The organism is Paenibacillus sp. ALJ109b, assembly GCF_010747435.1.
In the GTDB taxonomy this organism is placed as follows: Bacteria; Bacillota; Bacilli; order Paenibacillales; family Paenibacillaceae; genus Paenibacillus; species Paenibacillus taichungensis.
In genome coordinates, this window is record NZ_JAAIFP010000030.1 from 105,959 (window position 1) to 132,733 (window position 26,775).

A 26,775-nucleotide genomic window follows, 5' to 3' on the forward strand; every position below is an offset into this window, starting at 1 on the left:
TTCTTTTACACAAAAATAAACTTATGGTTAACGATAGGGCATGAAAGCATTTTCAAATAGGGCTAAATTAAAGAAAAACAGGTATAAACTAAAGAAAAGTTCGAGGTGACAAGTTAATGTTAGAAGGCAAATGATATAATTTAGACAGGAAAACAGCATCGGGGGGAACATGTGACTTGAAAATTGTTAGCGTTTACAAAAATTTCTTTAAAAATAATATGTTTATGAAGATGCTGTTCATCTTCTCCATGATTTCGATTGTAACGATTATTACCTTGTCCTATATCATTTTCCTGTCAGTGTCCGATGCCACGATTCGCCGAGAGCTGGCGATCCAGAAAGCGGCCATGGAGAGTGTTGACCGATATATTCATCAGCAGTATGAATCGGTGCAAAACATGGTGAGGGATATGCATCAGAATGAGGCCTTATCAGCCAATATCACCTATCTGATGAACCACACGTACGCCGAGTATGTACAGCATCTGACGAATGGCTATTATGCGAATCAGGATGATTATTCAGCTGATGTACTGAAACATTTTCAAAATATCATGGATCGCAATTCGGATATCAATCAAGTGATGTTATATAGTGCCGAGCGACAGGATCTGTCCAGCTTCAATCAACATAAGCAGTTCAGAAAGCTAAACACCAATGTGGCTCATTCCTATATTCCTGACGTGATGGCGATGGAGACACCGAATATCAGCGCACCTAACTATTGGATTCGTAAAGAAATTGATCAATGGGACCCGGCGCTGTATGCGATTCGTGTGCCTATCAACGATACACAGACCCTTCGAAATTTGGGCCAGTTCCTTGTGTTCTTTGACTCAGCAGGTATTGGCAACGCTTTGGATAGTTATGAAAGTAATCTCAAGGGAGAAATTGTGGTGCTGTCAGCCAAGGGTACAGTATTGTTCGATTCCAACAGTAACTATTACGGCAAGAAGTACCCGTATATCAATGTGGCTGATTCCCTGTTTGATCAGACAGATATGGATTCGATGAAAAAGGAACGAAATATGTATGTGAACAAGTTTGTCTCGGCGGATCAGGGATATGTGGTCGTTGGCACGGTTCCTGTGGATGAGATGGCTGAGGCCTATGCGGGTACACGCAATACAATCGTTTCGATTAGCATCATATGTATCCTGTTTGCAGTGCTGGTTCCGGCGTTTTTCATTATTAATTTTGCCAAACGCACTCGCAGAATCATTCGTTTCACCCAAAGGGTGAAATACGGCAACCTGACAGCACGCATCGATGATGCCCGTGATGATGAGCTTGGACAGATCTCGCACAGTTTCAACGATATGCTGGATGAACTTAATCAATATATTGAACGCGTCTACAAAGCCGAGATCAAACAAAAGGAGACAGAACTGGTCGCTCTCCAGGCACGGATTAATCCTCACTTTCTCTATAACACGCTGGAGGTCATCCGAATGAGGGCGATTTCGCAGGGGGCGAAGGATGTCGGTGAGATGATTTACAGTTTATCCGTGTTATTCAAGAGCCTTGTTCAACAGAAGAAAAATTATACGCTCAAGGATGAGATGGAAGCTTGCCGTTTGTATCTGGAATTGTTCCGGATCAGATATAAGGACATTTTCATGTATACAATTCAGTTGGACCCCGTTCATAACCAGCATCCTGTGGTCAAGCTGTCCCTGCAGCCGATTATTGAGAACTATGTGGTGCACGGCATTCAGACAGAACGTTCGGATAATCAATTAACGATCGTTGTTGAAGAACTGGGCGATGCTTTGCAGGTAGAGGTCAGAGATAACGGTAAAGGCATTGAGCCTGAGCGCCTGACTGAAATTTTAGAAGAACTAGAACGTCCGGAAGAGTCTGGTAAAATGTTCGGACTGCGCAGCGTTCACACCCGTTTGCGTTTCCTGTATGGACCGGAATTCGGCATCACGATAGAGAGTACACTCGGAGAAGGAACCCTGATCAGGGTTCGTTATCCTCATACAGAAGGGACAGGTATTTAATATGTACAAGGTATTTATTGTGGATGATGAACCGTTCATCATTGAAGGATTGTACGATATTTTGGATTGGTCGTCGTTCGATATGGAAATTGTAAGCCATGCTGGCAATGGACAGGCCGCATTAAACGCCTTGTCTGCGCAGCCTGTGGACATACTGATCACGGATATATCCATGCCATTCATGAATGGTCTGGATCTGATTCGGGAAGCAAGGCAATTGCAGCCTGACATCAAGGTAATTATTCTAAGTGGTTTTAATGAGTTTGAATATTTGAAAGAGGGCATGCAGCTGGGCATCGAAAATTACCTGCTCAAACCGATCAATGTGGAAGAACTGGAATCGACGCTTCGCAATACGGCTTCCAAGCTGGACCATGCGTTGTCTCCTCAAACAGATGATTCTTATGGTGTTCAGATTCTGAAAGACAACATCCTTCATCGATGGCTGACGGGGCAGATTGCGGCCACGGAATTCGAGGAACGTGCACAGTTCTTGAATCTTTCGCTGGATGCACCTGATGTTGCAGTAGCTATACTGCGCACTAAAGGGGAAGTATCTGGCATGTTCGAGCGAGTGGAGGGTATGCTCAAGGAAAAGTCCTATGTGAACGTATTTCATGATATCGATGGAGATATCGTCATTGTTGCCAATGTGCATGCAGGTGAGGATGAGAAAGAGAAGTTTATGGAGTGCCTTCAGGCATTATCCGCTGCGCTGTGTGAAACACATCCTGCTGTTCTGATTGGGGCAGGAAGTCTGATGCGTGGACTTCACCATGCTCCTGCAAGCTATCAGGAGGCGAAAAAGGCGCTCCAGTATGTGATGATCTATCCCGATCTCAAAGTGATTGATCATGCCATATTGGAGAAGGGTGGAAGCTCTGCTTCTTCCTTCTCGATCGATTGGAAGGAGTACGCGAAGCTCATTCTATCCCGTAATGCAGAGCTGCTTGCGGAGCGAATTCGGGTCGATTTTGAACAGCACCGCGACGGGGTTACTCCGGCTGAGTTGCAGAACATCGCATTGGAAGTGGTCATTCGCTTCAAGATGGAATTGGAGGGCATCAAACATTCGGATGAATCGGCTATTTACCAACGTGGACTTCGCCTTGTATTGGACAGCGGAACCTTTGATGAGCTCGTGCAGGCATTGCAGCAGGTTGGAACGGAGACAATTCAGTCTCTACTTCAGGATTTAAAGAATCCGATCGTCAACCAGGTGCTACAACATATTGACAAACATTACGCAGAAGAGCTTTCCCTGAAGCTGCTGGGTGCACACTACCATCTTCATCCGGTATATTTGGGACAACTGTTCCATAAGGAGACGGGGGAGACTTTTGCCGAATATATCAATAAATACCGGATTGAACGTGCCAAGGAACAGCTGCGCAATTCGAATCTGAAAGTGCATGAGATCGCAAGGAATGTTGGGTACTGGGAGACCGGATATTTCTATAAACAGTTCCGCAAGTATGTGGGAATTTCACCAACCGATTTTAAGGTTTTTGGATAATTTTCAGTGGATCACCGATGGGACCAGTGGACTGAAATAAATGAGACATTCTGGGGACAGGAGGGCATGCAATGGAGTTGATGCCAAATGTTACTCAGTATGTCTTTTTGATGTAAGCGATTTATTCAAATAGGTACAAATTAATGAATCATTACTGATTTCTCTTTAATTTGTACCTCGAAATATTAAGTTTATCTTCTTTTTGAAAATGCTTTCATTCGATAAGGTTAAAGCAGTTAGTTTGTAGAGCTAAAGGGAACACGAAAAGGGAGGATCAAGGAAATGAGTAAACAAAGAAAAAGTTTTTCTCTCGTACTTGCATTGTTGATGGCGGTTACACTCGTTCTTAGCGCCTGTGGAGGAAGCAAGGATGCTTCAGAATCAGGAGAAGCAGGAGAGGATCCTGTCGAGCTGATCTGGTACACGATCGGTACCCCTCAGAAAGATGTTAATAAAGTGATGGAAGAAGTCAGCAAGTACACGAAAGAAAAAATTAATGCCACAGTAACGATGAAAATGGTTGACTGGGGTGACTATCCGCAAAAAATGCAAGTTAACGTAGCATCCGGTGAGCCAATGGACATCCTGTTCACCTCTTCAGGCGGATTCGATTATGTTCAAAATGCCAGAAAGGGCGCATTCCTAGAGCTGGATGACTTGCTCCCGAAATACGGTCAGGATCTTATTAAAACCATTGATCCTGCATTCCTGAGCGGTTCGAAAGTAGACGGACACAATTACGGAATTCCGGCCAACAAGGAGCTGCCTCAACAAGAGGTATGGCGTTTCAACAAAACGCTGCTTGATAAATACAAAATGGACATCTCCAATATCCGTACGTTGGACAGTCTGGAGCCTTTGCTCAAAACGATCAAGGAAAATGAGCCAAGCGTGACTCCATTTGGAATGGATAAAAACTTTGTTCCTTATGTTCCTTACGACTACGTCATTCAGAACTTGCCAATGGCAATCAAGCTGGATACGACAGATTACAAGATTGTGAACATTCTGGATACTCCGGAAATGAAAGCAGCTCTCAAAACGATGAGCAAATACTACAAAGCTGGTTATGTATCGCCAGAGGCAGCAACAACAGGCTCCACCAATGACCTGACTACATCAGGCAACTGGTTCCTGGATCGTGCACAGACACAACCGCTCGCGGACAACCAGTGGTCAGCAAGCTACGGATACCCGGTAGTTTCCACACCAGCAAGTGACGCGATCATCACCAACACGTCTGTACAAGGTTCGATCATGGCCATCTCAGCCAACTCCGAATATCCGGAGAAAGCAATGGAGTTCCTGAACCTGTTGAATACAGATCCAGTGCTGCGCAATATGGTTGATTCCGGTATTGAGGGCGTTCACTACAAAAAAGTGGATGAAACGCACATGGAAAATCTGGCTGAATCCAAGAACTATGATATGCCTTCTTACTCCCTCGGTAACAACATGTTGTTGTATCTGAACAACAATGACCCGGATAACAAATGGGATGAGTTTAAGAAGTTTAATGCAGAGGGTGTAAATTCCCCAATTCTGAGCTTTAACTTTGACTCAAGCAAGGTGTCGTCGGAACTGACAGCAGTGCAGAATGTCAAAGAGCAATACTGGGCCGCATTGATGACAGGTACGCTGGACCCAGAGAACAATTTGGAGCAAGTGATTGAGAAGTTCAATCAAGCCGGACTTGAAAAAGTGATGGCTGAAGCCCAAACCCAGCTTGATGCCTGGAGAGCGGCAAATAAGTAAGGGTAAATTCAGGGATCGGGCCGCTGCTTGTTGCGCCCGATCCTTTTTCATTCAAGCCTGAAGGAGGATCTCCATATGACCGCATTTTTGAAAAATCTGATTAGAAACCGAGTCATGCTGTTCATGGTGCTGCCAGGCGCCATCTGGTTCTTCTTCTTCTCCTACTTGCCATTGGTTGGTACAGTAGCAGCATTCAAACAATATCGTTTCAGCCGCGAAGGCTTCTGGGCCAGTCTGATGAAGAGCGAATGGGTGGGTTGGGATAACTTTAAATTCCTGTTCAGCACCAACGATGCTTGGCTGATTACTCGAAACACGCTATTTTATAACCTTGCCATTATTATTCTGGGGCTGGTATTCGCTGTAGGTTTGGCAATTCTGCTCTCGGAGCTGGTCAATAAACGATTGGCCAAATTGTATCAAACAGGTATGTTCCTGCCGTATTTCCTATCATGGGTTATTGTCGGTTATTTCGCGTTCAGCTTCCTGAGCATGGACCGGGGGATGTTGAACCAGATTATTGGGTGGTTCGGTGTGGAACCGATTCAGTGGTATTCGGAAGCGAAGTATTGGCCGTATATCCTGGTGTTTGTAGCTTTGTGGAAAACGATCGGGTACAACAGCATTGTCTATCTCGCTTCCATTCTGGGGATTGATCGGTCGCTGTATGAGGCAGCGATGATCGATGGCGCCAATAAATGGCAGCAGATCCGCAACATTACGATTCCTTTGCTCTCACCTATCATTATTATTATGACGTTGCTGGCTGTGGGTCGCATCTTCTATGCCGACTTTGGTCTCTTCTATCAGGTTCCAAGGGATTCGGGTACGTTGTATGCCGTTACCAATGTTATTGATACGTATGTGTATCGTGGCTTGAAAACAAGTGGTGAGATTGGCATGAGTACCGCTGCCGGATTATATCAATCCGTTGTAGGCTTCGTGCTTGTTATCATTTCCAACTATGTTGTACGCAAAATCGATAAAGATAGCAGTCTATTCTAGGACAAGGGAAAGGAGTGAACCACTGTGGCTCAAATCGTAAAAAAACGCGACTTCCATCATGTATCCAATGGCTGGAACGTCATTATGAATATTTTGGCCGGACTATTCGCTTTAATCTGTGTATTTCCTTTCGTGTTTGTAGTGATCATCTCGTTCACGGACGAGAAAGCACTGGCCCGTGACGGGTATCGACTGATTCCGAAGGAATGGAGTCTTGCAGCCTATCAGTTTGTGTGGCAGAGTGGAGACACGCTGCTGCGTGCTTATGGGGTAACCATTCTGGTGACGGTGCTGGGTACCATCATCAGTCTGATTCTAATGTCGCTGTATGCTTATGCAATTTCCCGCAAGAGTTTCCGTTATCGGAGATTTTTCTCCATATTTGCCATTCTGACCATGTTGTTCAACGGCGGGATGATTCCGACCTATATGGTCGTATCCCAACTTCTTCATTTAAAAGATAGCATATGGGCACTGGTTCTGCCGCTCGCAATGAATGCCTTCTATATCATGATCCTGCGTACGTTCTATTCAACCAGTGTGCCGGATGCAGTCATTGAATCCGCGAAAATTGATGGAGCCGGAGAATTCTATACGTTTATGAAAATTGTCATTCCATTATCACTGCCAGGGCTGGCGACAATCGGATTGTTCAGTACGCTCGGTTACTGGAACGATTGGTTCAATGCACTGTTATATATCGATAATCCCAACCTCGTACCGCTGCAATCGATGCTGATGCGGATCGAGTCCAGCATCCAGTTCATCCAGCAGAACTCGGCGAACAGCTCGATGAGTCTGGCGGCGATGCAATCCATCCCGCAGGATACTTCACGGATGGCCATGGTGGTTCTCGCCACGTTGCCGATTATTTTCGCATATCCGTTCTTCCAGCGTTACTTTGTACAAGGTCTGACGGTCGGAGCTGTCAAAGAGTAACCGAATCACTTCTATAGGGTGGAGGCGTCGAAGGATGATGATATATAAGGATAAAAGCAAATCCGTGGAAGAGCGAGTAGAACATCTGCTGAGCTTAATGACGACGGAAGAAAAGGCGGGTCAACTCATCCAGCCTTTTGGTTGGCAGACATATACGAATGATCAAGGGAACATCACGCTGAATGAATCCTTTAAGCAGCAGGTGGAAAAGGGGGGCGTAGGCTCCCTGTACGGTGCACTTCGTGCAGATCCATGGACGGGTGTTACGCTTGAAAATGGACTGTCTGCCAGAGAAGGGGCAGAAGCAGTAAACCTTATTCAGCGTCATGCTGTAGAGCATTCCAGACTGGGGATTCCCATTCTGATCGGAGAGGAATGCTCGCACGGACATATGGCGATTGACGGGACGGTCTATCCAGTTCCCCTGCTCTTGGGAAGTACCTGGAATGTGGATCTGTACCGTGACATGTGTCGTGCGGTCGCTCGCGAGACGCGTGCTCAAGGTGGTGCGGTAACGTATTCTCCGGTACTGGATGTTGTACGTGATCCACGCTGGGGGCGTACTGAGGAGTGCTTTGGTGAAGACCCGTATCTCATTGGTGAGCTAGCTGTTGCTTCCGTGAAAGGACTTCAGGGCGAACGTTTGGACCAAGAGGATGCGGTAGCGGCTACACTGAAACACTTTGTCGGTTATGGCAGCTCGGAAGGTGGACGCAATGCGGGACCGGTGCATATGGGCTGGCGTGAGCTGCTGGAAGTAGATCTATATCCGTTCCGCAAAGCTGTTGAAGCAGGTGCTCAATCCATTATGCCGGCTTATAACGAAATCGACGGTATCCCGTGTACGGTTAATACGGAACTGCTGGATGACGTTCTACGAAAAGACTGGGGCTTTGACGGTCTTGTGATTACGGACTGCGGTGCCATCAACATGCTCGCAAGTGGGCATGATGTGGCGGCAGATGGATTGGAAGCATCCGTACAGGCCATTCAGGCAGGTATTGATATGGAAATGTCCGGTGAGATGTTTGGACAATATCTGGTGCAAGCAATCTCGGAAGACAAACTTGAAATGCATGTACTGGATCAGGCTGTCCGCCGAGTGCTGGCACTGAAATTCAAGCTGGGATTATTCGAGAAGCCTTATGTGGATGCCGATCGAGCGGCAGAAGTCATTGGCAGTGAAGAACATATTCAACTGGCACGCCAATTGGCTGCAGAAGGTGTGGTCTTGCTCAAAAATGAAGCTGCAACGTTACCTCTGTCGACGGCAACAGCGGGCCGAATTGCTGTCATTGGTCCTAATGCAGACCAAGCCTACAACCAGTTGGGCGATTATACTTCCCCCCAACCGAAGTCCAAAGTGGCTACGGTGCTGGATGGCATCCGCAGTAAGCTTGCTGTAAGTGAGAGTGGGCACGTAGGGGAAGGCTCAGCTGCACATTCGAATAGTGAAAATCAGTTGCTTTATGCACCGGGATGTCGCATCAAGGGTGATTCGAGAGAAGGGTTCGAGCACGCAATAGAAACTGCACGTCAGGCCGATACGGTCATCATGGTCGTTGGCGGCTCGAGTGCCCGTGATTTTGGTGAAGGAACGATCGATCTGAAGACAGGTGCTTCCAATGTGTCCGATAACTCATGGAATGACATGGAGTGTGGAGAAGGCATTGACCGCATGACGCTTGGGCTTGCAGGAGTCCAGCTGGAGCTGATTCAAGAGATTCACAAGCTTGGCAAAACACTTGTCATTGTTTATATCAACGGTCGCCCGATCACCGAGCCTTGGTTGGATGAACATGCCGATGCCATTCTGGAAGCATGGTACCCAGGCCAAGAGGGTGGGCATGCCATTGCGGACATCTTGTTCGGTGAAGTGAATCCGTCCGGCAAACTGACGATATCCATTCCGAAGCATGTGGGTCAATTACCGATTTACTATAATGGCAAACGTTCACGCGGCAAGCGTTATTTGGAAGAGGATCTGGAGCCTCGTTATCCATTCGGATATGGGCTTAGCTATACTACTTTTGATTACAGTGTGCCGAAGCTGAGTGCAGAATCGATGACAGCAGACGAAACAGTTACCGTATCGGTGGAAGTCACCAATACGGGGTCTTGCAGAGGTGCAGAAGTCATTCAGATGTATGTATCCGACGTGGTCAGCCGTGTAGCACGCCCAGCCAAAGAGCTGAAGGGGTTTGAAAAAGTGATTTTGGAACCTGGAGAGACGAAGACGGTAGCCTTCCATATTGGAGCGGAGCAGTTGCAATATATTGGTCGTGATCTCACGCCTGTCGTTGAACCAGGACAATTCCATATTCATATCGGAAGACATGTGAAAGATACGCAGTTCGCCGAGCTGACGGTAGAGGAGGCGTAAGGAAATGGAACGCATCAGACGATTTATTCGCGAGTTGTCCGAACGTCAGTGGTTGGAGCAAATGGAGCTGCGCAGCTGGGACATCAGCCGCGCTTATTATAAAGTACCAGGACAATACGAGGATCAGAAGGCTTATCCAGAAGGGGAGGGATTGAATCGTTTCCCGAGTGATCAGGGAACGACTTATTTCTTCCGGACACGGCTGGGTGTACCTGCCTCCTGGCAGAAAGAACCTTACGGACTTGTATTTGAATCCGGTGGGGAAGGCTTGCTTCGGGTGAATGGACATTCCTATCAGGGGCTGGATCGTAATCATACGTATGTAACACTCGACCCTTCCCGAATAGGGGCTCAGCCTGAACTTGAGATTGAGTTATTCGATCCGGTACCCGAACCTGTAGATCCACTAAACCAACAGGCGGTTATTCAGCCGCCGATTACATCGATCAGCAGTTTGCTGGTACGACCGAATGAACCTGTTCGCAGTCTGATGTACACGGTCACGATTGTGCGTGATTCCGCGGTGCTGCTTCCGGAAAGTGATTTCCGGCGTGTACGCCTGCTGGAAGCGATCTATCGGGTGATGGATCAATTTGTAGGTCTGACAGAAGAGGCTGTCAAGCAGGGGAATGACAGCCGCAGTATCGAAGATAGATTGATCCATGAAGTGCGAGAGATTGGTGGAAACGCCGAAGGCTTGGAGCATATGGTGGGGCAATCGCACATTGATATTGCCTGGCTGTGGCCTGTACGTGAGACAGTTCGCAAGACCAGTCGTACATTCTCCACGGTGGATGCACTCATGAATGAATATCCCGATTATGTTTATTCCCAGAGCCAGCCTTTGCTGTACGCTTTTCTGAAGGAACATGATCCCGAGCTGTATGAACGGGTGAAGAAGCGTATTGCGGAAGGACGCTGGGAACTGGTTGGCGGTATGTGGGTTGAGCCGGATCTGAACATTCCAAGCGGGGAATCCCTGATTCGTCAGATGTTATATGGTCAACGCTTCTATATGGAGGAGTTCGGCAAAACATCACAGATTGAATGGCTGCCAGATACATTTGGTTATTGTGCTTCCCTGCCTCAAATTTTGAAGCATGGCAATGTGGAGTACTTCATGACGACCAAGCTCGGATGGAATGATACGAACGTATTTCCATATGATCTTTTCCACTGGGTAGGCATTGATGGTACGTCCATCCTGTCTTATCTCAATCATGGTGTTAATGAGCATACGCTGCCGAAGGATATTCATGATCATTGGCAGTCATACCGCGAGAAGGCGGCGCATCCTGAGCATATGCTTCTGTACGGGCATGGCGATGGTGGCGGCGGCGTGACGCGAGAGATGTTGGAGTACGTGGACCGTTCCGAGTTGATGGTGGGCCAACCGAAGAATGGTTATAGTACCGCCGGAGCCTTTTTTGACGGAATCGAGAAGGCACAGCCTGATCTTCCGAAGTGGCATGGCGACTTGTATCTGGAGCTTCACCGGGGTACCTATACGACCCATGGCCGCAATAAGCGCAACAATCGGAAGGCTGAGGTGCTTTATCGCGAAGCGGAGCTCTGGAACACACTTGCCCTACCGGATATGGAGCCACAGCAGGATGCTGAAGTACGTTCGGCTCTGCATGATGGATGGAAGCTGATTTTGCTGAATCAATTCCATGATATTATCCCTGGTTCTGCAATTACCGAATCGTATGTAACTTCAGACGAGGAATATGTCCGGGTATTTGAATTGGGTAGAGCAGGGTTGAATCAAGGGGTTGCTGCATTAACGAGGGGGATTAACACGCAGGGGCCAGAGGGTTCTGTTCCTTATGTTGTGTTCAACAGCCTTGGTTGGAATCGAAGTGAAGTCGTTCAACTTCATATGCACGATGGATTGGATCGTTACGTCATCGATGAAGAAGGTCAGCGTTTGCGCATGGATCGGGAAGATGGCCAAATTTCGGTTCTGGTGACGGATATTCCAGCGTTTGGTCATAAGACGATTTGGCTCGTACCGGAAAATGCAAGGGAAACAAATGTACGGGAAATGGCGAGCATTGCTGGGCAAAAGAACTTTACAGATACATGGGAAACCGAGTATTACCATGTTCAGTTTAACGAGCGTGGCGAGATATCCCGCTTGTGGGACAAAACAGCAGAACGCGAGATTCTGAAGCCAGGTGAACGCGGCAATCAATTTCACTTTTTCCATGACCGTCCGACGCTCTGGGATGCCTGGGATATCGACAGCCGTTATGAGGCTCAGGTTGCTGGAGAAGTGGAGCTCTTGGAGAAAAAGCTGGTTCTGGCGGGTACTACGAAGGACGTACTTCGTTTTCAGTGGAAGCTTCATCAGTCTGTGATTACACAGGATGTGGTGTTCTATCATGACAATCGACGAATCGATTTCAAGACCCATGTAAGCTGGAATGAAGATCATAAATTGCTCAAAGTGGGCTTCCCGATCGATATAGTGACTTCCAAAGCAACCTATGAAATTCCATTCGGTGCATTGGAGCGTCCAACTCATCGCAACACGAGTTGGGAGCAAGCTCAGTATGAAGTGTGCGGACACCGCTTCGCAGATGTCGCCGAGCACGGATATGGCGTCAGTCTACTTAATGATTGCAAATATGGATACGACGTACAGGGAAGCACGATTCGCCTTTCCTTGTTGCGTGCACCGAGATGGCCTGACCGGACTGCGGATATTGGAGAACATGACTTCACCTATTCCCTGTATCCACATGAAGGCGACTGGAGAAGTGCACATACGGTACGTCAGGCAGCCGAATTGAACCATGAAGTGCCTGTGCATCAGGTGGACCAGAACGCAGGCGTACGCCCGGCAACTGGAGCATGGATTGAATTCGATAGTAGCCATGTCATCTTGGATACGGTCAAACCAGCAGAGTCGGGACAGGGTACAGTGCTCCGTTTCTATGAGTCTTCGGGCACCCGTGAACGTGTGAAGCTGCAATGGCCGCATGCATTTGAGCAAGCTTATCTCTCCAATGCTTTGGAAGAAGCAGGTGAGCCTTTGGATAACACCAATGGTCAGATTACAATATCATTTAAACCTTACGAAATAAAAACCGTGCTACTACGGTAAACCTTTTTGAAATATTTTGAGCTATGTAAGATGAACTAAAACATGTACACGATAACGGAGAGTGCAGAACCAGATGGAGAAGCGAAGTGTTCGCCTAAAAGCTTTCTGAAAGAAAGCTACATCGGAAGCATACGCTATCCCCGGATTTCCCCTTTGGAGAAGGGAATCAAAAAAATCTGGGGATAACAGCGATCGGAAGATGGTACTGCAATCGTAGTGTCCTAGTGTACAGTTAATGGGTTTATCTTGCAGCTACACCATTCAATTTGTTTAAGGAGTGCACTCATTCATGGAACAATTCAGACTACCCAAAATACCGATGCCACCTGTTGCATTGCCACAAGCCGTACAGGCTGTAATGGAAGAAGCAGAGCAGAAACTGGCGCATCGACCGAAGCTGCTTCAACTATTCAAGAACTGTTTCCCGAATACGATTGAAACAACAACGAAATTAATGGACGACGGCACGACCTTTGTCATCACTGGCGATATTCCAGCTTCATGGCTGCGCGATTCCGTGGAGCAAGTGGTGCATTACATTCCATTTGCCAAGGAAGATCAAGACCTGCAACGCATTATTGGTGGTCTGATCAAGCGCCATATCCAGTACGTTCATATTGATCCATATGCCAACGCCTTCAACGAGACAGCCAATGATTGGCACTGGAACACCACCGACGTGACCGAGATGTCACCTTGGGTGTGGGAGCGCAAATTCGAGATTGATTCTTTGTGCTTTGTTGTGCGTCTCGCTTATTTATATTGGAAAGAAACCGAACTGACGGATATTTTCGATTCCAGCTTCAAAGCCGCAATGCGCAAAATCGTGGACTTGTTCCGGGTGGAGCAGCATCACATGGAGCAATCACCATACAGCTTTACCCGCAATAACGGCATTGCTACAGATTCAATCCGCAATAACGGACGAGGCATGCCCGTTAATTACACAGGCATGATCTGGTCCGGTTTCCGTTCCAGTGATGATGCGTGCGATTTCCACTACAACATTCCAGGCAATATGTTTGCCGTCGTTGCCCTGCGTCAGATGCAGGAGTTCGCGGAGTGGGTATTCCGGGATATGGAGTTCCTACAGGAGCTTAAGGATCTGGAAGCCGAAGTAGATCATGGTATTCAACTGTACGGTATTTACCGTCATCCTGAATTTGGCCCGATCTATGCTTATGAAACGGATGGTTTCGGCAACTACTGTCTGATGGATGATGCGGGTACACCGGGACTGATGTCCATTCCTTATCTTGGCTACGTTACAGCAGATGATCCGATCTATCAGAATACGAGACGTTTTGCGCTCAGCAAAGAGAATCCGTTCTATTATGAAGGCAAAGTTGCCAAAGGAATCGGTAGCCCACATACACCGCCGGATTACATCTGGCATATGGGTCTGTCCATGCAAGGATTGACGGCCCAGTCTGCTGAAGAGAAGCTCGAAATCATTCGGATGCTGGAAGCAACGGATGCGGATACAGGGTATATGCATGAAGGTTTCCATGTGGATGATCCGACGATTTTTACGAGAAAATGGTTTGCTTGGTCCAACAGTTTGTTCTCCCAGTTGGTCTATAAATCCATGAAGGATGGTTTGCTATGAGTAGCGCACAGGTGAAGAGAACCAAGCTGATTATTTTCTCTGATCCAACGTTTCCGGTGGAAGGCATTTTGCCAACGCAAGGTGCTCTTGATTCATGGAAAGCATCGGAAGAGATCATTGTTGTGGGCGCGGATGAATTGGCTTCGGCTTTGAGCACAGCGGCAGGTGAAGGGTGTTTCGTGAACCTGCATGCGCCTTATTTTCCAAAATCCGCTTGGACCGCAATTGCAGCTTTTCTTCATCAGGGGGGAAGTCTGATCAGCATTGGTGGCGCACCATTCAAACGTCCTGTTCGTCAGGAGAATGGGGCATGGATTTCCGAGTCGGAACAAACGGCGTATCATCAGGAACTTTATATTCATGAGGCGTTAAAGGTATCCGCAGCCAAAGTGGATTCACTAACTTCCTCAGAAGATATTCCACTTCTTGCAGGCAAAGAGGGACTGTTCGAGAGTGCGGATACGTGGAATCTGGTACCTCATACAACCAAAACAAGCGATTTGCCACATCAGATGGGTTCCTCAGGTCCGATGAGCACGCAGATTTCTCCGCTGCTCCGCGGCCGCAGCAAGGATGGTCGCAGCATCGCTGCACCAATCGTATTATGGGAAAACTCCCGCAGTACGTTTGCCGGTTCGCGCTGGCTGTTTGTGCATCTGCCTTTGACGGCTACCTTCTGGGAACAGAACGGAGCAGCTGAAATGGTGAACTGGGCGCAGTATTGCGCCAAAGGTGTAACAGAACTATCTCTGAAGCCGAACTATGCTTCGTATGAACTGGGTGAACGAGCTTCACTAATCCTCCAAACCCAAATTCTACAGCGTGCGGGTAGCAGAAGAAGTGAGCCGGAACTTTGGACGTTTGATCTAACAGTTGAACGGGAAGATCGTACAAACGGCACGGTAGAGAAGGTATGGAATCATCAACTGGAGATGGAACTTTCCGGCGAACAGCGTTTTGAACGTATTCTTCTTCCGGTTTCAATCGAGAGCGGGCTGTACCGAATCGTCGGTCGTGTTCAGGCACCGGATGGAGAAGTTCGCATACTGCGGCAGGGTTTCTGGGGTCAGGACGCAGCCTTGTTGGCAGAAGGGGAAGTCATTACACGCAGCAGAGATTATTTTATCAAAGACGGTCGTCCATTGCCTGTTGTTGGTATGACCTACATGACCTCTGACGTGGCACGGAAATTCCTGTTCCTTCCTAATGCGGATGTGTGGGATCGGGATATGGCACAGATGGCGAAAGCCGGCATTAACTGGATTCGGACCGGAATCTGGACTGCCTATCGCAACATGATGCAGGTGGATGGTCACATGTCCGAGGATGTACTGCGTGCTATTGATGCGTTCCTGTTAACGGCAAAACGGCATGGCCTTCAAGTGACGTTCACCTTTTTCTCCTTTACACCCGAGACGTGGGAAGGAACAAATCCATATTTGGACCCGCAGAGTGTAGATGCACAGAAACGCTTCATTCGCAGCATTGTTAGTCGTCACAGATATTCCACACATGTGGACTGGGACTTGATTAATGAACCGTCGATGTTTGATCCTGTGCGCATATTCTCCGATGGGCCACGTTCGGCAAGAGATTCGTATGAGCAGCAGGCGTTTATCGAGTGGCTTCAGCAGCGGCATCAGACGATTGAAGCGTTGCAGGAGGCATGGAACATGTCACCTAAGCAGCTCCCTGACTTTACAGCAGCAGTCATTCCTGAACCGGAAGAGATCAATTTCGATGTACAGGACATGCACAAGGCTAAAAAAGGAACACGCTGGCTCGATTACTGTCTCTTCTCGATGGAGATGCATAATGTTTGGGCGAGAGAGCTTGTAGGCACGATCAAGGATCTTGTTCCCCATCATTTGGTTACCGTGGGGCAGGATGAAGCTCTCGGAGCACAGCGGCCTTCACCGTTCTTCTACGAGCGTGAAGTGGATTATACAACCGTGCATTCCTGGTGGCTCAACGATGACCTGATCTGGGACGGCATTTTCGCCAAAACACCACATAAACCCAATCTCATTCAGGAGACAGGCATCATGTATGTGGAAACCCCGGATGGCCGGGCCAAACGCACAGAGGAAGAGCTTCACAGCATTCTGGAGCGCAAATACGCCTATGCCTTCTCAACAGGCGGTGCCGGAGCTGTGCAATGGATCTGGAATACGAACTTCTACATGGATAATGCCAATGAATCTCATATTGGAGCGCTGAGAGCGGATGGTACAGAAAAACCTGAAGCCGATGTGTCTTACGATTTTGGCCGATTCATGGAGCAGATTCGAGATCTGTTTACCGATCGCGAGCTGGAGGAAATTGCGGTGGTCTTCCCGTATTCCAACGATTTCTCGAACCGTTCCCTGGCCTACGATGCAACCACAAAATTGACGCGTGTGATGGCTTATGAGCTCAAGCAGCCATTCCGGGCTGTATCCGAGTATCATCTGGAAGCATTGATGCAGCAACCTCCGAAGCTGATCATGGTTCCGAGTCCGCACAACATGGACAGCGATGCCTTGAGCGAGCTATTGAACTTCGCGGAGAATGAAGGAGCTACGCTGCTTATTACGGGCCCGCTCGGGTTGGATGCTTATTGGAAGAGAAGTGATCGGGCAGATCATCTTGTTGGCCAGCGCAGTCTGGGCAACGTACAACGAGAAGAAATGCTGAATATTAACGGTGTGAATCACCGCGTCACGTATGGTCGTCGCCGGATTGCCGAGGTGGCGAAGGAAACGTTGCTTCATGCGGAGAATCATACACCTGATGAAGTAGTCGTACTGCCATTAGGCAAAGGCAAGTTGATCTGGAGCCCGCTGCCGCTGGAGCTGAATGGCCGGGATGAGCCGCTGGCTGACCTGTATCGATATGCGTCAGAAGTGGCTGGTATTGAAAATGAACTGGAATGGATATCTGGCGGTGATCTGGCAGGGATTTATGGCCGGAAACTGAGCTTCCCGAAAGGGAATCTGTACGTATTTGTATCGGAGTTCGCTTTGAATCATGAGGTGAAAGTCAGAGATACACGTACGGGAGTCATATATACGTTCCTGTTGGAGAAAAATCGCTCGGTGCTGTTTGCCACAGATGCTGCAGGACAGCTGCAAGCCGTATATCGACCGGATGAAGTAGAGATTGTACAACAAGAGGTAGAGGGGGAATAATACAATGACCAAACCAACAAGCAAATCGAAAAGAGCGCATATTATTTCTCATACGCACTGGGATCGGGAATGGTATTTGCCGTATGAGAAACATCATATGCGATTGGTGCAACTGGTGGATGCCTTGCTGGATCAGCTCGATCAGGGGCCGGATTTTAAAAGCTTTTACCTGGACGGCCAGACGATCATCATCGATGACTATCTTCAGGTTAGACCTGAGCAGAAGGAACGGTTGGAGAAGCATATTCGCGATGGTCGGATTGTCATTGGGCCTTGGTATATCTTGCAGGATGCCTTCCTGACAAGTGGTGAAGCGAACGTTCGTAATATGCAGGTCGGACATCGTGATGCCAAACGTTATGGAACTCCTTCAAAGATCGGATACTTCCCAGATACGTTCGGACTTGTAGGACAGACACCGCAGCTTATGCTGCAATCGGGCATCGATAATGTCTTTTTCGGGCGAGGCGTGAAGCCAACGGGGTTCAACAACATGGTGTCTGACGATGGATACGAATCCAGTTTCTCAGAACTGATGTGGGAAGGTCCGGATGGATCTAAAGTGCTCGGTGTTTTATTTGCCAACTGGTACTCTAACGGGAATGAAGTTCCGGTGGACGAAGCTTCAGCTCGCAAGTTCTGGGAAACCAAACTGGCTGATGCGGAGAAATATGCATCGACCAATGAATTGCTGTACATGAACGGATGTGATCACCAGCCGATTCAGAAGGATCTGCCTGAAGCCATCCGAATGGCTGAACAATTGTATCCCGATATCGAGTTTGTTCACTCCAACTTCCCGGACTATCTGTCAGCGTTGAAAGCATCTGCGGTTCAGGAGCTGTCTGTTGTAAAAGGAGAGCTGCGCAGCCAGCGTACCGATGGCTGGGGCACTTTGGTGAACACGGCTTCCGCACGCGTTTATCTGAAACAGATGAACCAGCTGGGCCAAGCCATGTTGGAAAAAGTGGCTGAGCCCCTGGCGTCATTCGCGCACCTGTTGGGTCATTCATATCCGCATGATCAGTTTACCTATGCCTGGAAAACGTTGATGCAGAATCATCCGCATGACAGCATCTGTGGCTGTAGCGTAGACGAAGTACATCGCGAGATGGTCACACGGTTTGATAAGAGCCGTCATGTCGCTGAGGCCCTGATTGAGGATAGCACCAGCCAAATCGCTGCAGCTGTGGATACTTCAACATTTGAACGATATGGTGATGAAGCGCGGCCAGTGGTTGTGTTTAACACTTCGGGATGGGAGCGCAGCGGTGTGGTTCAGATTGAACTGGATGCGGCCCGTTTGTACTTCCGCGACGGTTTCTCATTGGAAGATATGGCAGCCAAAATGAACGCCATTGACCTGTCAGGTCGTATTTTGGTGGATGAAGAAGGCAAACCAGTTCCGTGTACGGTAGAGGATCTGGGTCTGCAATTCGGCTATGATCTGCCTGATGATCGATTCCGTCAGCCATATAGCTGCCGTCGGGTCAACATTACGTTTGAAGCAGAAAATGTGCCTGCACTTGGCCTGAAGACGTATGCCTTGGTCCGCATGGACAGCAATGCTGCGAATTCAAATACACTGCTGCGTGGTGAACGTGGCATGGAAAATCAATATTTTATCGTAAATATTGCAGACAACGGGTCCTTTGCACTCACGGATAAACGGACAGGCCGGACGTATAAAGATCTTGGCGTGTATGAAAATGTCGGTGATATCGGCAATGAGTACATGTTCAAGCAACCAGAGAACGAAGTGGCACTGACTACGAAGGATCTTCGGGCAGAAATTCGGGTTATTGAAGATGCGCCTTACAGAGCTTCGTACGAAATTGTTCATCATTGGGAAATTCCTGAATCCGCCGACGAAACGCTTGATCGTGAGCAGCGCGAACTGATTTATTATCCACATCGTAAAGCTCAACGTTCCAAACAAATGGTTACGCTCAAGATCCGAACCATTGTGTCGTTAAGCCGCAGTGGAAAAGGCATCAAGCTCGAAACAACTTTCAACAATCAGGCGAAGGATCATCGGGTGCGGGCACTCTTCCCGACTGATCTGACATCGGCTGTTCATCACGTTGACTCGATGTTCGAAATTGCTACTCGCGATAATACGCCTGCACCGGAATGGCAGAATCCGAGCAATACCCAGCATCAGCAAAGTTTTGTTGATGTGAGTGAGGATCAGGCTGGGTTGGTTGTAGCCAATCTCGGTCTGAATGAATATGAGGTTCTTGAGGATGGACGGAATACGATTGCTGTGACATTGCTTCGTGCCGTGGGAGAGCTTGGAGACTGGGGATTGTTCCCTACACCGGAAGCTCAGTGTCTTGGTGAGCATTCCTTCCAGCTGGAGATTATCCCTCATGACGGGAACGGAGCAACTTCCGGAGCGTACATTGAAGCTTATCAGTTCCAGGTTCCATGGACTTTGGCTCAGACGAACGTACATCCGGGATTCCTGACGCCAAGCAACACACCGTTTGAGTGGCAAGGGGAAGGTCTTGCGTTTTCTTCACTGAAGGTGAACGAGGATTCGGGTGATCTGATGTTGCGTTGGTATAATATGGGATCTAATACAACTGAGTTGAAGTTTGCTGCTTCTGAGTCCATCCCGCAAGCATTGGAAGATGCATATCAGAGCAACATTCTGGAAGAAGAGACAGGAAAACTGAATGCTTCGATGGTAAATGAATCTTCCACTGCCTTGACTAGCAAAGAATGGGCTCTTCAAGCGGGACCTTGTGAGATTGTTACGGTGGGGTTGCGTCGTTAATTTTCCAAGCGTGATCGGATCAATTCTTTGTGTAGTGTCTAACCGAAGTTCTGCGTACTATCATGGAATGGATAATGCTTTTTCCAGCTGAAAATGTTGAGTTATTCCTCAAGTTTATATAGAATGAACAGTAGAATTACAAGCGATCGAAGGTTACCCTGCCATCATGATGGTCATCGTAAAATTCAATTGTTCATTCTATATTGAAACTATTAAGGGGGCTTGAAGCCATGGAATCCTTGGGAGGACTGCTTCAGCAGCTGAATCCTTCCTTTCGTGAACAGTCGCGGCGGATTGCGGCGGAATTGATGGAAGATCCGTACGTACGCGAATTCCGCGCAGGTCATCCTGAACTGAAAGATGCACAGCTTATTACCGATCTGAGCAAGCTGTATCAGTATGCCAAAGATTCGAAGAACTGTGCGAACTGTCCGGGGCTCGACAACTGTCCTAACGATTTCCAGGGTCACTTTTGCAAACTGGAAGTAGAGCATTTTAACGGTAAACCCGAAATTATAGATAAAAAAGCGCCTTGTTCCAAACATATCGCCCGGCAAAATGAGCATGTTATCAAGCAAAGAATCCGCAGCTTCTATGTGGACGAGCGTGCACTCAATGCAGGATATAACGATGTGGAAATTATGGGCAAGGATCGGATGCGTGCTCCGGCGGTGAACCAGGTTCTGCGTTATATTAACGACACCAAGGAGAATGGATTGTCTCCGCAAGGACTGTTTTTGGAAGGATCATTTGGAACGGGCAAGACGTTTCTGATGTGTTATCTGCTGCATGAACTCGCGGTTGTAGGCCACACAGGTGTTATTATCTACATGCCTGATTTTGTGGAGGATCTGAAATCCATGATCAGTGAAGGAAACAAGCTGAAGGAAACGACGGATATTCTGAAAAGCTGTGATCTGCTCATCTTTGATGATATTGGGGCAGAGAATCTGAACCCATGGGTTCGGGACCATGTGATGGGTTCCATTCTGAACTACCGTATGAATCGCAAACCTACATTTTACACGTCTAACTACAACTTGGATGGGCTGGAGAAACATCTTAGCTTCACCAGCAGGGACGGCGAGGAAATGAACAAAGGCCAGCGTTTGATGGACCGGATTCGTCCGTTTGTTGATGTCATCTCGGTTCGGGGTGAGAATCAGCGGGGAAAACGTTAATTTCTATTTATGTTACCGATCTGATCTATTTTTTACTCATATAGTCCAAAAAAAGCCTGGCTTTCGCATTGTCGCGAAAACCGGGCTTTTCTGGCCTGCGTGCAGCCTGAAGTTCCTATTCGGTGATAAATTTGAAAATCACCATTCCGAAAAAGATAACCGTCATCAGGCCGGCCATGCCAGCAACACCCGCTATCAGATCAAACAGATCGTTACGGGGTTCCTCGTTCACATGTTCACGCGGGTCGTTGATCCGCACATTTGCATCCATGGTATTGCCTCCTTATGGGGATAACAGCTTGCCCTTACAGGGAGCTGAAGCCCGGAGTAATTTTAGTATACTTGGAAAAGAAAGCGTTTGTAAAGATTTTGCAGTGAACCTGCAAGTTCTTCAATTGTGAAGATTTGATGTTGGGAAGATGAACATTGATGCGTTCATTTCACAACATTAGAGTACCTGTGTTATACTGGAAGTGTCGTTCACGACGTTACAGGTTAAAATAAACCGTAAGTATATATAAGGAGGACAATTTCATGGCTATTGTTAACGTATCCGATCAATCCTTCAACGCTGAAGTCGAAGGCGAAGGAACGGTTCTTGTTGATTTCTGGGCGCCTTGGTGCGGTCCTTGTAAAATGCTCGCTCCAATCCTGGAAGAGCTGTCCACCGAAGTTGGCGATGCAGTGAAAATTGCTAAAGTCAATGTGGACGAAAACCCGGAATCCGCTTCCCGCTTCGGCGTAATGAGCATTCCAACATTGATCTTCTTCAAAGATGGTCAACCGGTTGATAAAGTGGTTGGTCTGAACTCGAAAGATGCTCTCAAAGGAATTATCGAAAAACACCAATAATTAACCAAGATTTCACATACGCCTCCGGTTATGCGCCGGGGGCGTTTTGCGTCGAAACCTTTTATATAGGACAATATAAAGTATAATTATTTTTACACGATAACGTAGAGTGTAGAGCCGATCTGGAGAAGCGCAGCGCGTGTATTTATCACCGGATTTTCCCTTTGAAAAAAGGGAATCAAAAAAATCTGGGGATAACGGCGATCGGAAGATGGTACTGCAATCGGAGTGGTACAGTGTAACCTTTATTTATACTTTTTTCGGGAAGGAGGACCCACCGAATTATGGATGAATTCATTACAAACGTGCAGGAGCAAGAGAAGGCTCTGGAGCAGATCCGCCACAAGCTGGCTTTGCTGCCTGACATGTCCGGCTGTTACCTGATGAAAAACAGTGAAGGTACCATTATCTATGTAGGTAAAGCCAAAGTGCTGAAGAATCGCGTAAGATCATATTTTATCGGCAGTCATAATGGGAAGACACAGCGCCTGGTGTCCGAAATCCGTGATTTCGAATATATCGTTACCGGCAGCAATATGGAAGCACTCATTCTGGAGTGTAACCTGATTAAGAAACATATGCCGCGGTATAACGTGTTGCTCAAGGATGATAAGACGTTTCCTTACCTTAAAATTACGAATGAAAAGCATCCCCGACTCGAAGTGACCCGGCGGGTGCTCAAAGATAAAGCCAAATACTTCGGACCTTATCCGAATTCATATGCGGCACACCAAACGAAAAAGCTGCTTGACCGGATGTATCCGTTACGCAAATGCGGCGTGATGCCGAAGGAAGTATGCCTGTATTATCATATGGGACAGTGCCTCGCTCCCTGTGTGCAAGAAGTGGGCAAGGAGCAGTATGATGAGATCTCCCAGGAGATCAGTTCATTTTTGAGTGGTGGGCATGAGGAGATCAAAAAGGATTTACAGCGCAAAATGCAGGAAGCGGCTGAGGATCTGTATTTTGAACGTGCCAAGGAACTTCGGGATCAGGTCATTGCCATTGATGCGATGATGGAAAAACAGAAAATTACGATGGCGGATGCCAGAGACCGCGATGTGTTTGGTTTTGCCATTGATAAAGGCTGGATGTGTGTCCAGATTCTATATATGCGTCAGGGGAAAATGATCGAACGACACGTATCAACGTTCCCGTTTTACGGTGAGGCATACAGTGACTTTATGTCTTACGTGACCCAGTATTACAGTGATAATCCTGCGTTGCCACAGGAAATCTTACTGCCGGAAATGCCAAAAGATCTGGCAGCGGGTGACGGTGGTGCGGATGATATATCCGATGCTGATGGAGCGGTACCTGCGGCTGTGACAATCGAGCCAGAAGAGACAACGCGATTGGCGCAAGATTCTGCGGTTGAGCTACGTGTTGCCGAGTCCCGTGCATCTTATGGTGATATTCAACCCGAAGCAGAAGCGGAAGAAGCTGCGATGGTTAACCAGGACGACGCTGTTGCTCAGGAAGATGTATCGGCTGATAAACAGCCTCCAGGCTTCGAAGATCCTTCTCAGGTCGCAGCAGCATTGCAGGAATGGTTGGAAATTAAAGTCCATATTCCGCAGCGTGGATTGAAACGCCAGATGATCACCATGGCCGTGGATAACGCACGTGTGGCACTGGAAGAGAAGTTCCGCCTGATTGAGCGGAATGAAGAACGGACATCAAAAGCTGCTGAAGGACTGGGACGCTTTATTGGACTCGATCAGCTTCACCGTATTGAAGCGTTTGATAACTCGAACATCCAGGGAACGAATCCGGTATCGGCTATGATTGTATTTACCGATGGCAAACCGGATAAGAAAGAATACCGCAAATACAAAGTACGCTCGGTTGAAGGACCGGATGATTATGAAACGATGCGAGAAGTTATCCGTCGCCGTTATGAACGGGTGTTGAAGGAAAACTTAACCCAGCCTGACCTGATCGTGGTCGATGGCGGTAAAGGACAGATCTCCGCTGCGGTCGATATTTTGGAGAATGAATTGGGACTGTTTATTCCGGTATGTGGCTTGGTGAAGGATGCGAAGCACAAGACCTCACAATTGATGATCGGCAACCCGCCGGAAGTCATCTCCTTGCCGCGTGACAGTCAGGAGTTCTACCTGTTGCAGCGGATTCAGGAGGAGGTCCACCGTTTTGCGATTTCGTTCCACCGCGAGCAGCGTGGGAAATCGATGGTGACTTCCCGTCTGGACGCCATTCCGGGGATCGGCGAAAAGCGGCGTAAGCTGCTGCTGAAGCATTTTGGCTCTTTACGCAAAATAAAAGAGGCCAGCGTCGAAGACTTCCGGCCTCTATCTATTGGTGACAAGCTTGCGAATCAGATTATTGCAGCACTTCGTGATGAGGAGTCGTGACATACGGCTTCTCTTTTTGTTTTGGATTCATTTTGTAGATGACATAACCAACGATGGCCGGAAGCACAATCCAGAAGAGTCCTGCGGAAACGTTCAGTGCATCACCCATGAAGATCAGGCTTAGCCCCATCAACAGGCTGTCAAAGATTACATGTGCGAATACAACGGCGATGAACCCGTGGCGCAGCATGATCAGACTGAACAAGAGTCCGATGACAGTAAGCTCTATTGGACGTGTGATGACCGGATAGATCGGGTACAGGGTGTGTCCCAGAGCCCAGATCAATGTTGGGATAAGGCAGGCGATGAACGTATTGCGTACAACCTTCTGCATCATGCGAATTCCGAACAGACGATAGACCGTTTCCTCACCGATCCCGGCCATCCATGCCATAATCGGAAAGATCCAGGCATAACTCATGTTATATGTGGACTGGTCAGCCGATGTTGTTGACCAGCTTCCAATACTGCGCTCTAGAATAAAGAACAGTACGGATTGCACACCGAGCAGAATCAACGCCCATAAGTATCCTGTATACATACTGTGAAGGACATATTTGCCGTATCCGGGTTCTTTGGCCCGAGGCCAAGGATTCAGACCGATTTTGCGCCACATGCCGTCACCGGCAACGAGCGACAGATAGATGGTTGCACTCATGACCAGCGTGATCCCAGCTTGCATCACCATCAGGAAAGTCAGCATAAAGTTAGACAACCCCTGCGCCTGAAAGAGCGGAATCATGTTCAGTGTGCCAATCACGGAAGCTGCAAAGTATACCAGAGACAGAACGATTCCGCGTTTGAATGACGTGTGTGCTCTCGTCAGAATACTGTAGATGATCGCGAGCACGCCAAGCACAAAGGTCAGGAAAGCATAACCACCATAAGTCATCCAGTTGGCTTGCCGGGTCTGATTTTGTACATAGTCGGTATGGGAGGTAGGAACCGAGAAGACCGATTCGAAGGAGCGAACGGCTCCGTTTTCAAACGTAAAATTCAGTTCCAGCTTGGAATCTCCAATTTGCTTTTCATTATCTGTGTATTGAAGCCCCGCTTCTTCTTCACGGGTGTCCAGTTGAAGTTTCGGTACATTATACCCGAATTCGCCAAGTACGCCAGCGGCAAGCTGCTCTTTTTCATTTAGGGAAAGGTTATCTTCAGCTAAACGTTGGGCAGCATTTACTTTGCTTTTGTCCTGCTCTGCCTCAATGGATGCATACAGGGAAGACGGCAGTTCGCGCTTGAAACCGACAACTTTTCCTGTTCTCATATGTACGTCAACATTCAAATAACCGCCTTTGTCCTGATCGGGCAAACGAACGCGGTACACATCGTAAGGATAGGTTGTTTCCCATTTCTTGTTATAGGTTTCTAACTGTTTGGTTTTGGCCATATACCCATAGATGTCGGAATGGGTTTGGTAGGTCACAAGCTCGTTTCCGGTATCTGACGGAAGGGTATAATCAGGTAGAGAAGCTGCAAAAGATCGTGCCGACTCCGCCGCTTTCTCCTTGCTTATGAAGGAAGTAGACTGGATATCAGTCGTTTGCGATGAGGTGGCAGGAAAGATTTGAAAAACGAAAAACAGAATCAGGCCAATCGCCGCAAGCAACCCTAAACGCTTGAAGTTAGCTTTGAGTACCAAAGGCTGCCCTAAGGGATTCATTTAATATTGTTCCTCCTTTATTAATATGGATATTAAAGTAAAGATAGCACAGCCCAAGCCCCGAATGCCAATGACGAAACGAGAAGTGGTGCAAATGCATGAAAACGAATGAAAATGATCGAAACAATCTGATCTATCCATCGCCATATCTGAGTTTTTCCCTTTTTGACGGAATTCGATGCTATTTACACAAAAATCGTTTTGTATACAAACGTCGCAGCGCTTATAATTTTGAATCAAATGTCCAATATTCTGCATGTCTTTAGGCTAACAAGGGAACGAATAGAATGTATAAAAGGTATTCCAACCTAATGTATATGTGTTACAGCGAAAATCATACATGTGTACACTCCGAAATGAAGCTTTCCAAGTGCTTGGCTATTCCGTCAAGTCAGGTGGAAAAGCGCTTCGGAGAAAGGCTCCA

At 47.7% G+C, this 26,775-nt stretch carries 15 protein-coding genes; 13 read left to right on the forward strand and 2 right to left on the reverse strand.

Going from position 1 to position 26,775, the window contains the following annotated elements; translation table 11 throughout:
* Window positions 1-176 precede the first annotated feature (176 nt).
* The 11 genes from G3352_RS25860 to dnaI all read left to right on the forward strand — a co-directional run bounded on the left by G3352_RS25860 (window position 177) and on the right by dnaI (window position 21,458).
* Window positions 177-2,006: a sensor histidine kinase gene (locus G3352_RS25860; RefSeq protein WP_076290898.1), complete on the forward strand. Its 1,830-nt coding sequence runs from the start codon at window positions 177-179 to the stop codon at window positions 2,004-2,006.
* A 1-nt stretch (window position 2,007) separates the two neighbouring features.
* Window positions 2,008-3,522 carry a response regulator transcription factor gene (locus G3352_RS25865; RefSeq protein WP_163761060.1) on the forward strand — a complete coding sequence of 505 codons (1,515 nt, stop codon included), beginning with the start codon at window positions 2,008-2,010 and terminating at the stop codon, window positions 3,520-3,522.
* A gap of 282 nt (window positions 3,523-3,804) precedes the next feature.
* Complete coding sequence (locus G3352_RS25870) at window positions 3,805-5,277, forward strand: ABC transporter substrate-binding protein (RefSeq protein WP_163761061.1); 1,473 nt, start codon at window positions 3,805-3,807, stop codon at window positions 5,275-5,277.
* Window positions 5,278-5,352: 75 nt separating this feature from the next.
* Complete coding sequence (locus G3352_RS25875; protein ID WP_063566098.1) at window positions 5,353-6,282, forward strand: ABC transporter permease; 930 nt, start codon at window positions 5,353-5,355, stop codon at window positions 6,280-6,282.
* An 84-nt stretch (window positions 6,283-6,366) separates the two neighbouring features.
* Complete coding sequence (locus tag G3352_RS25880; protein WP_205525065.1) at window positions 6,367-7,221, forward strand: carbohydrate ABC transporter permease; 855 nt, start codon at window positions 6,367-6,369, stop codon at window positions 7,219-7,221.
* A 34-nt stretch (window positions 7,222-7,255) separates the two neighbouring features.
* Complete coding sequence (locus G3352_RS25885; protein WP_205525055.1) at window positions 7,256-9,604, forward strand: glycoside hydrolase family 3 N-terminal domain-containing protein; 2,349 nt, start codon at window positions 7,256-7,258, stop codon at window positions 9,602-9,604.
* 4 nt (window positions 9,605-9,608) lie between these two features.
* Complete coding sequence (locus tag G3352_RS25890; RefSeq protein ID WP_163761062.1) at window positions 9,609-12,716, forward strand: alpha-mannosidase; 3,108 nt, start codon at window positions 9,609-9,611, stop codon at window positions 12,714-12,716.
* A gap of 289 nt (window positions 12,717-13,005) precedes the next feature.
* On the forward strand, window positions 13,006-14,325 hold the full coding sequence (locus tag G3352_RS25895; RefSeq protein WP_163761063.1) for a glycoside hydrolase family 125 protein: 1,320 nt from the start codon (window positions 13,006-13,008) through the stop codon (window positions 14,323-14,325).
* Window positions 14,322-17,495 (forward strand): beta-galactosidase, encoded by a 3,174-nt coding sequence (locus G3352_RS25900; protein WP_163761064.1) that lies wholly within the window; start codon window positions 14,322-14,324, stop codon window positions 17,493-17,495. Before G3352_RS25895 ends, G3352_RS25900 begins: the two co-directional genes overlap by 4 nt.
* A gap of 4 nt (window positions 17,496-17,499) precedes the next feature.
* A complete protein-coding gene (locus tag G3352_RS25905; RefSeq protein ID WP_163761065.1) occupies window positions 17,500-20,277 on the forward strand; it encodes an alpha-mannosidase in 2,778 nt (925 codons plus the stop codon).
* 230 nt (window positions 20,278-20,507) lie between these two features.
* The gene (gene dnaI / locus G3352_RS25910; RefSeq protein WP_053783224.1) at window positions 20,508-21,458 is read left to right on the forward strand and encodes a primosomal protein DnaI; all 951 of its coding nucleotides are present in this window, start codon (window positions 20,508-20,510) and stop codon (window positions 21,456-21,458) included.
* A 115-nt stretch (window positions 21,459-21,573) separates the two neighbouring features.
* Here dnaI and G3352_RS25915 read toward each other — a convergent pair whose 3' ends face one another.
* Window positions 21,574-21,729 (reverse strand): YqzM family protein, encoded by a 156-nt coding sequence (locus G3352_RS25915; RefSeq protein ID WP_090810527.1) that lies wholly within the window; start codon window positions 21,727-21,729, stop codon window positions 21,574-21,576.
* 263 nt (window positions 21,730-21,992) lie between these two features.
* On the opposite strand from G3352_RS25915, the gene trxA reads away from it, so the two are divergent.
* Window positions 21,993-22,310 (forward strand): thioredoxin, encoded by a 318-nt coding sequence (trxA, locus tag G3352_RS25920; protein WP_036605788.1) that lies wholly within the window; start codon window positions 21,993-21,995, stop codon window positions 22,308-22,310.
* 284 nt (window positions 22,311-22,594) lie between these two features.
* Window positions 22,595-24,685: an excinuclease ABC subunit UvrC gene (gene uvrC / locus G3352_RS25925; protein WP_076290890.1), complete on the forward strand. Its 2,091-nt coding sequence runs from the start codon at window positions 22,595-22,597 to the stop codon at window positions 24,683-24,685.
* On the opposite strand, the gene G3352_RS25930 is transcribed toward uvrC, so the two are convergent.
* The gene (locus G3352_RS25930) at window positions 24,654-26,351 is read right to left on the reverse strand and encodes a CPBP family intramembrane glutamic endopeptidase (RefSeq protein WP_163761066.1); all 1,698 of its coding nucleotides are present in this window, start codon (window positions 26,349-26,351) and stop codon (window positions 24,654-24,656) included. The two genes, uvrC and G3352_RS25930, sit on opposite strands and share 32 nt — an antisense overlap.
* Between the last annotated feature and the right edge of the window lie 424 nt (window positions 26,352-26,775).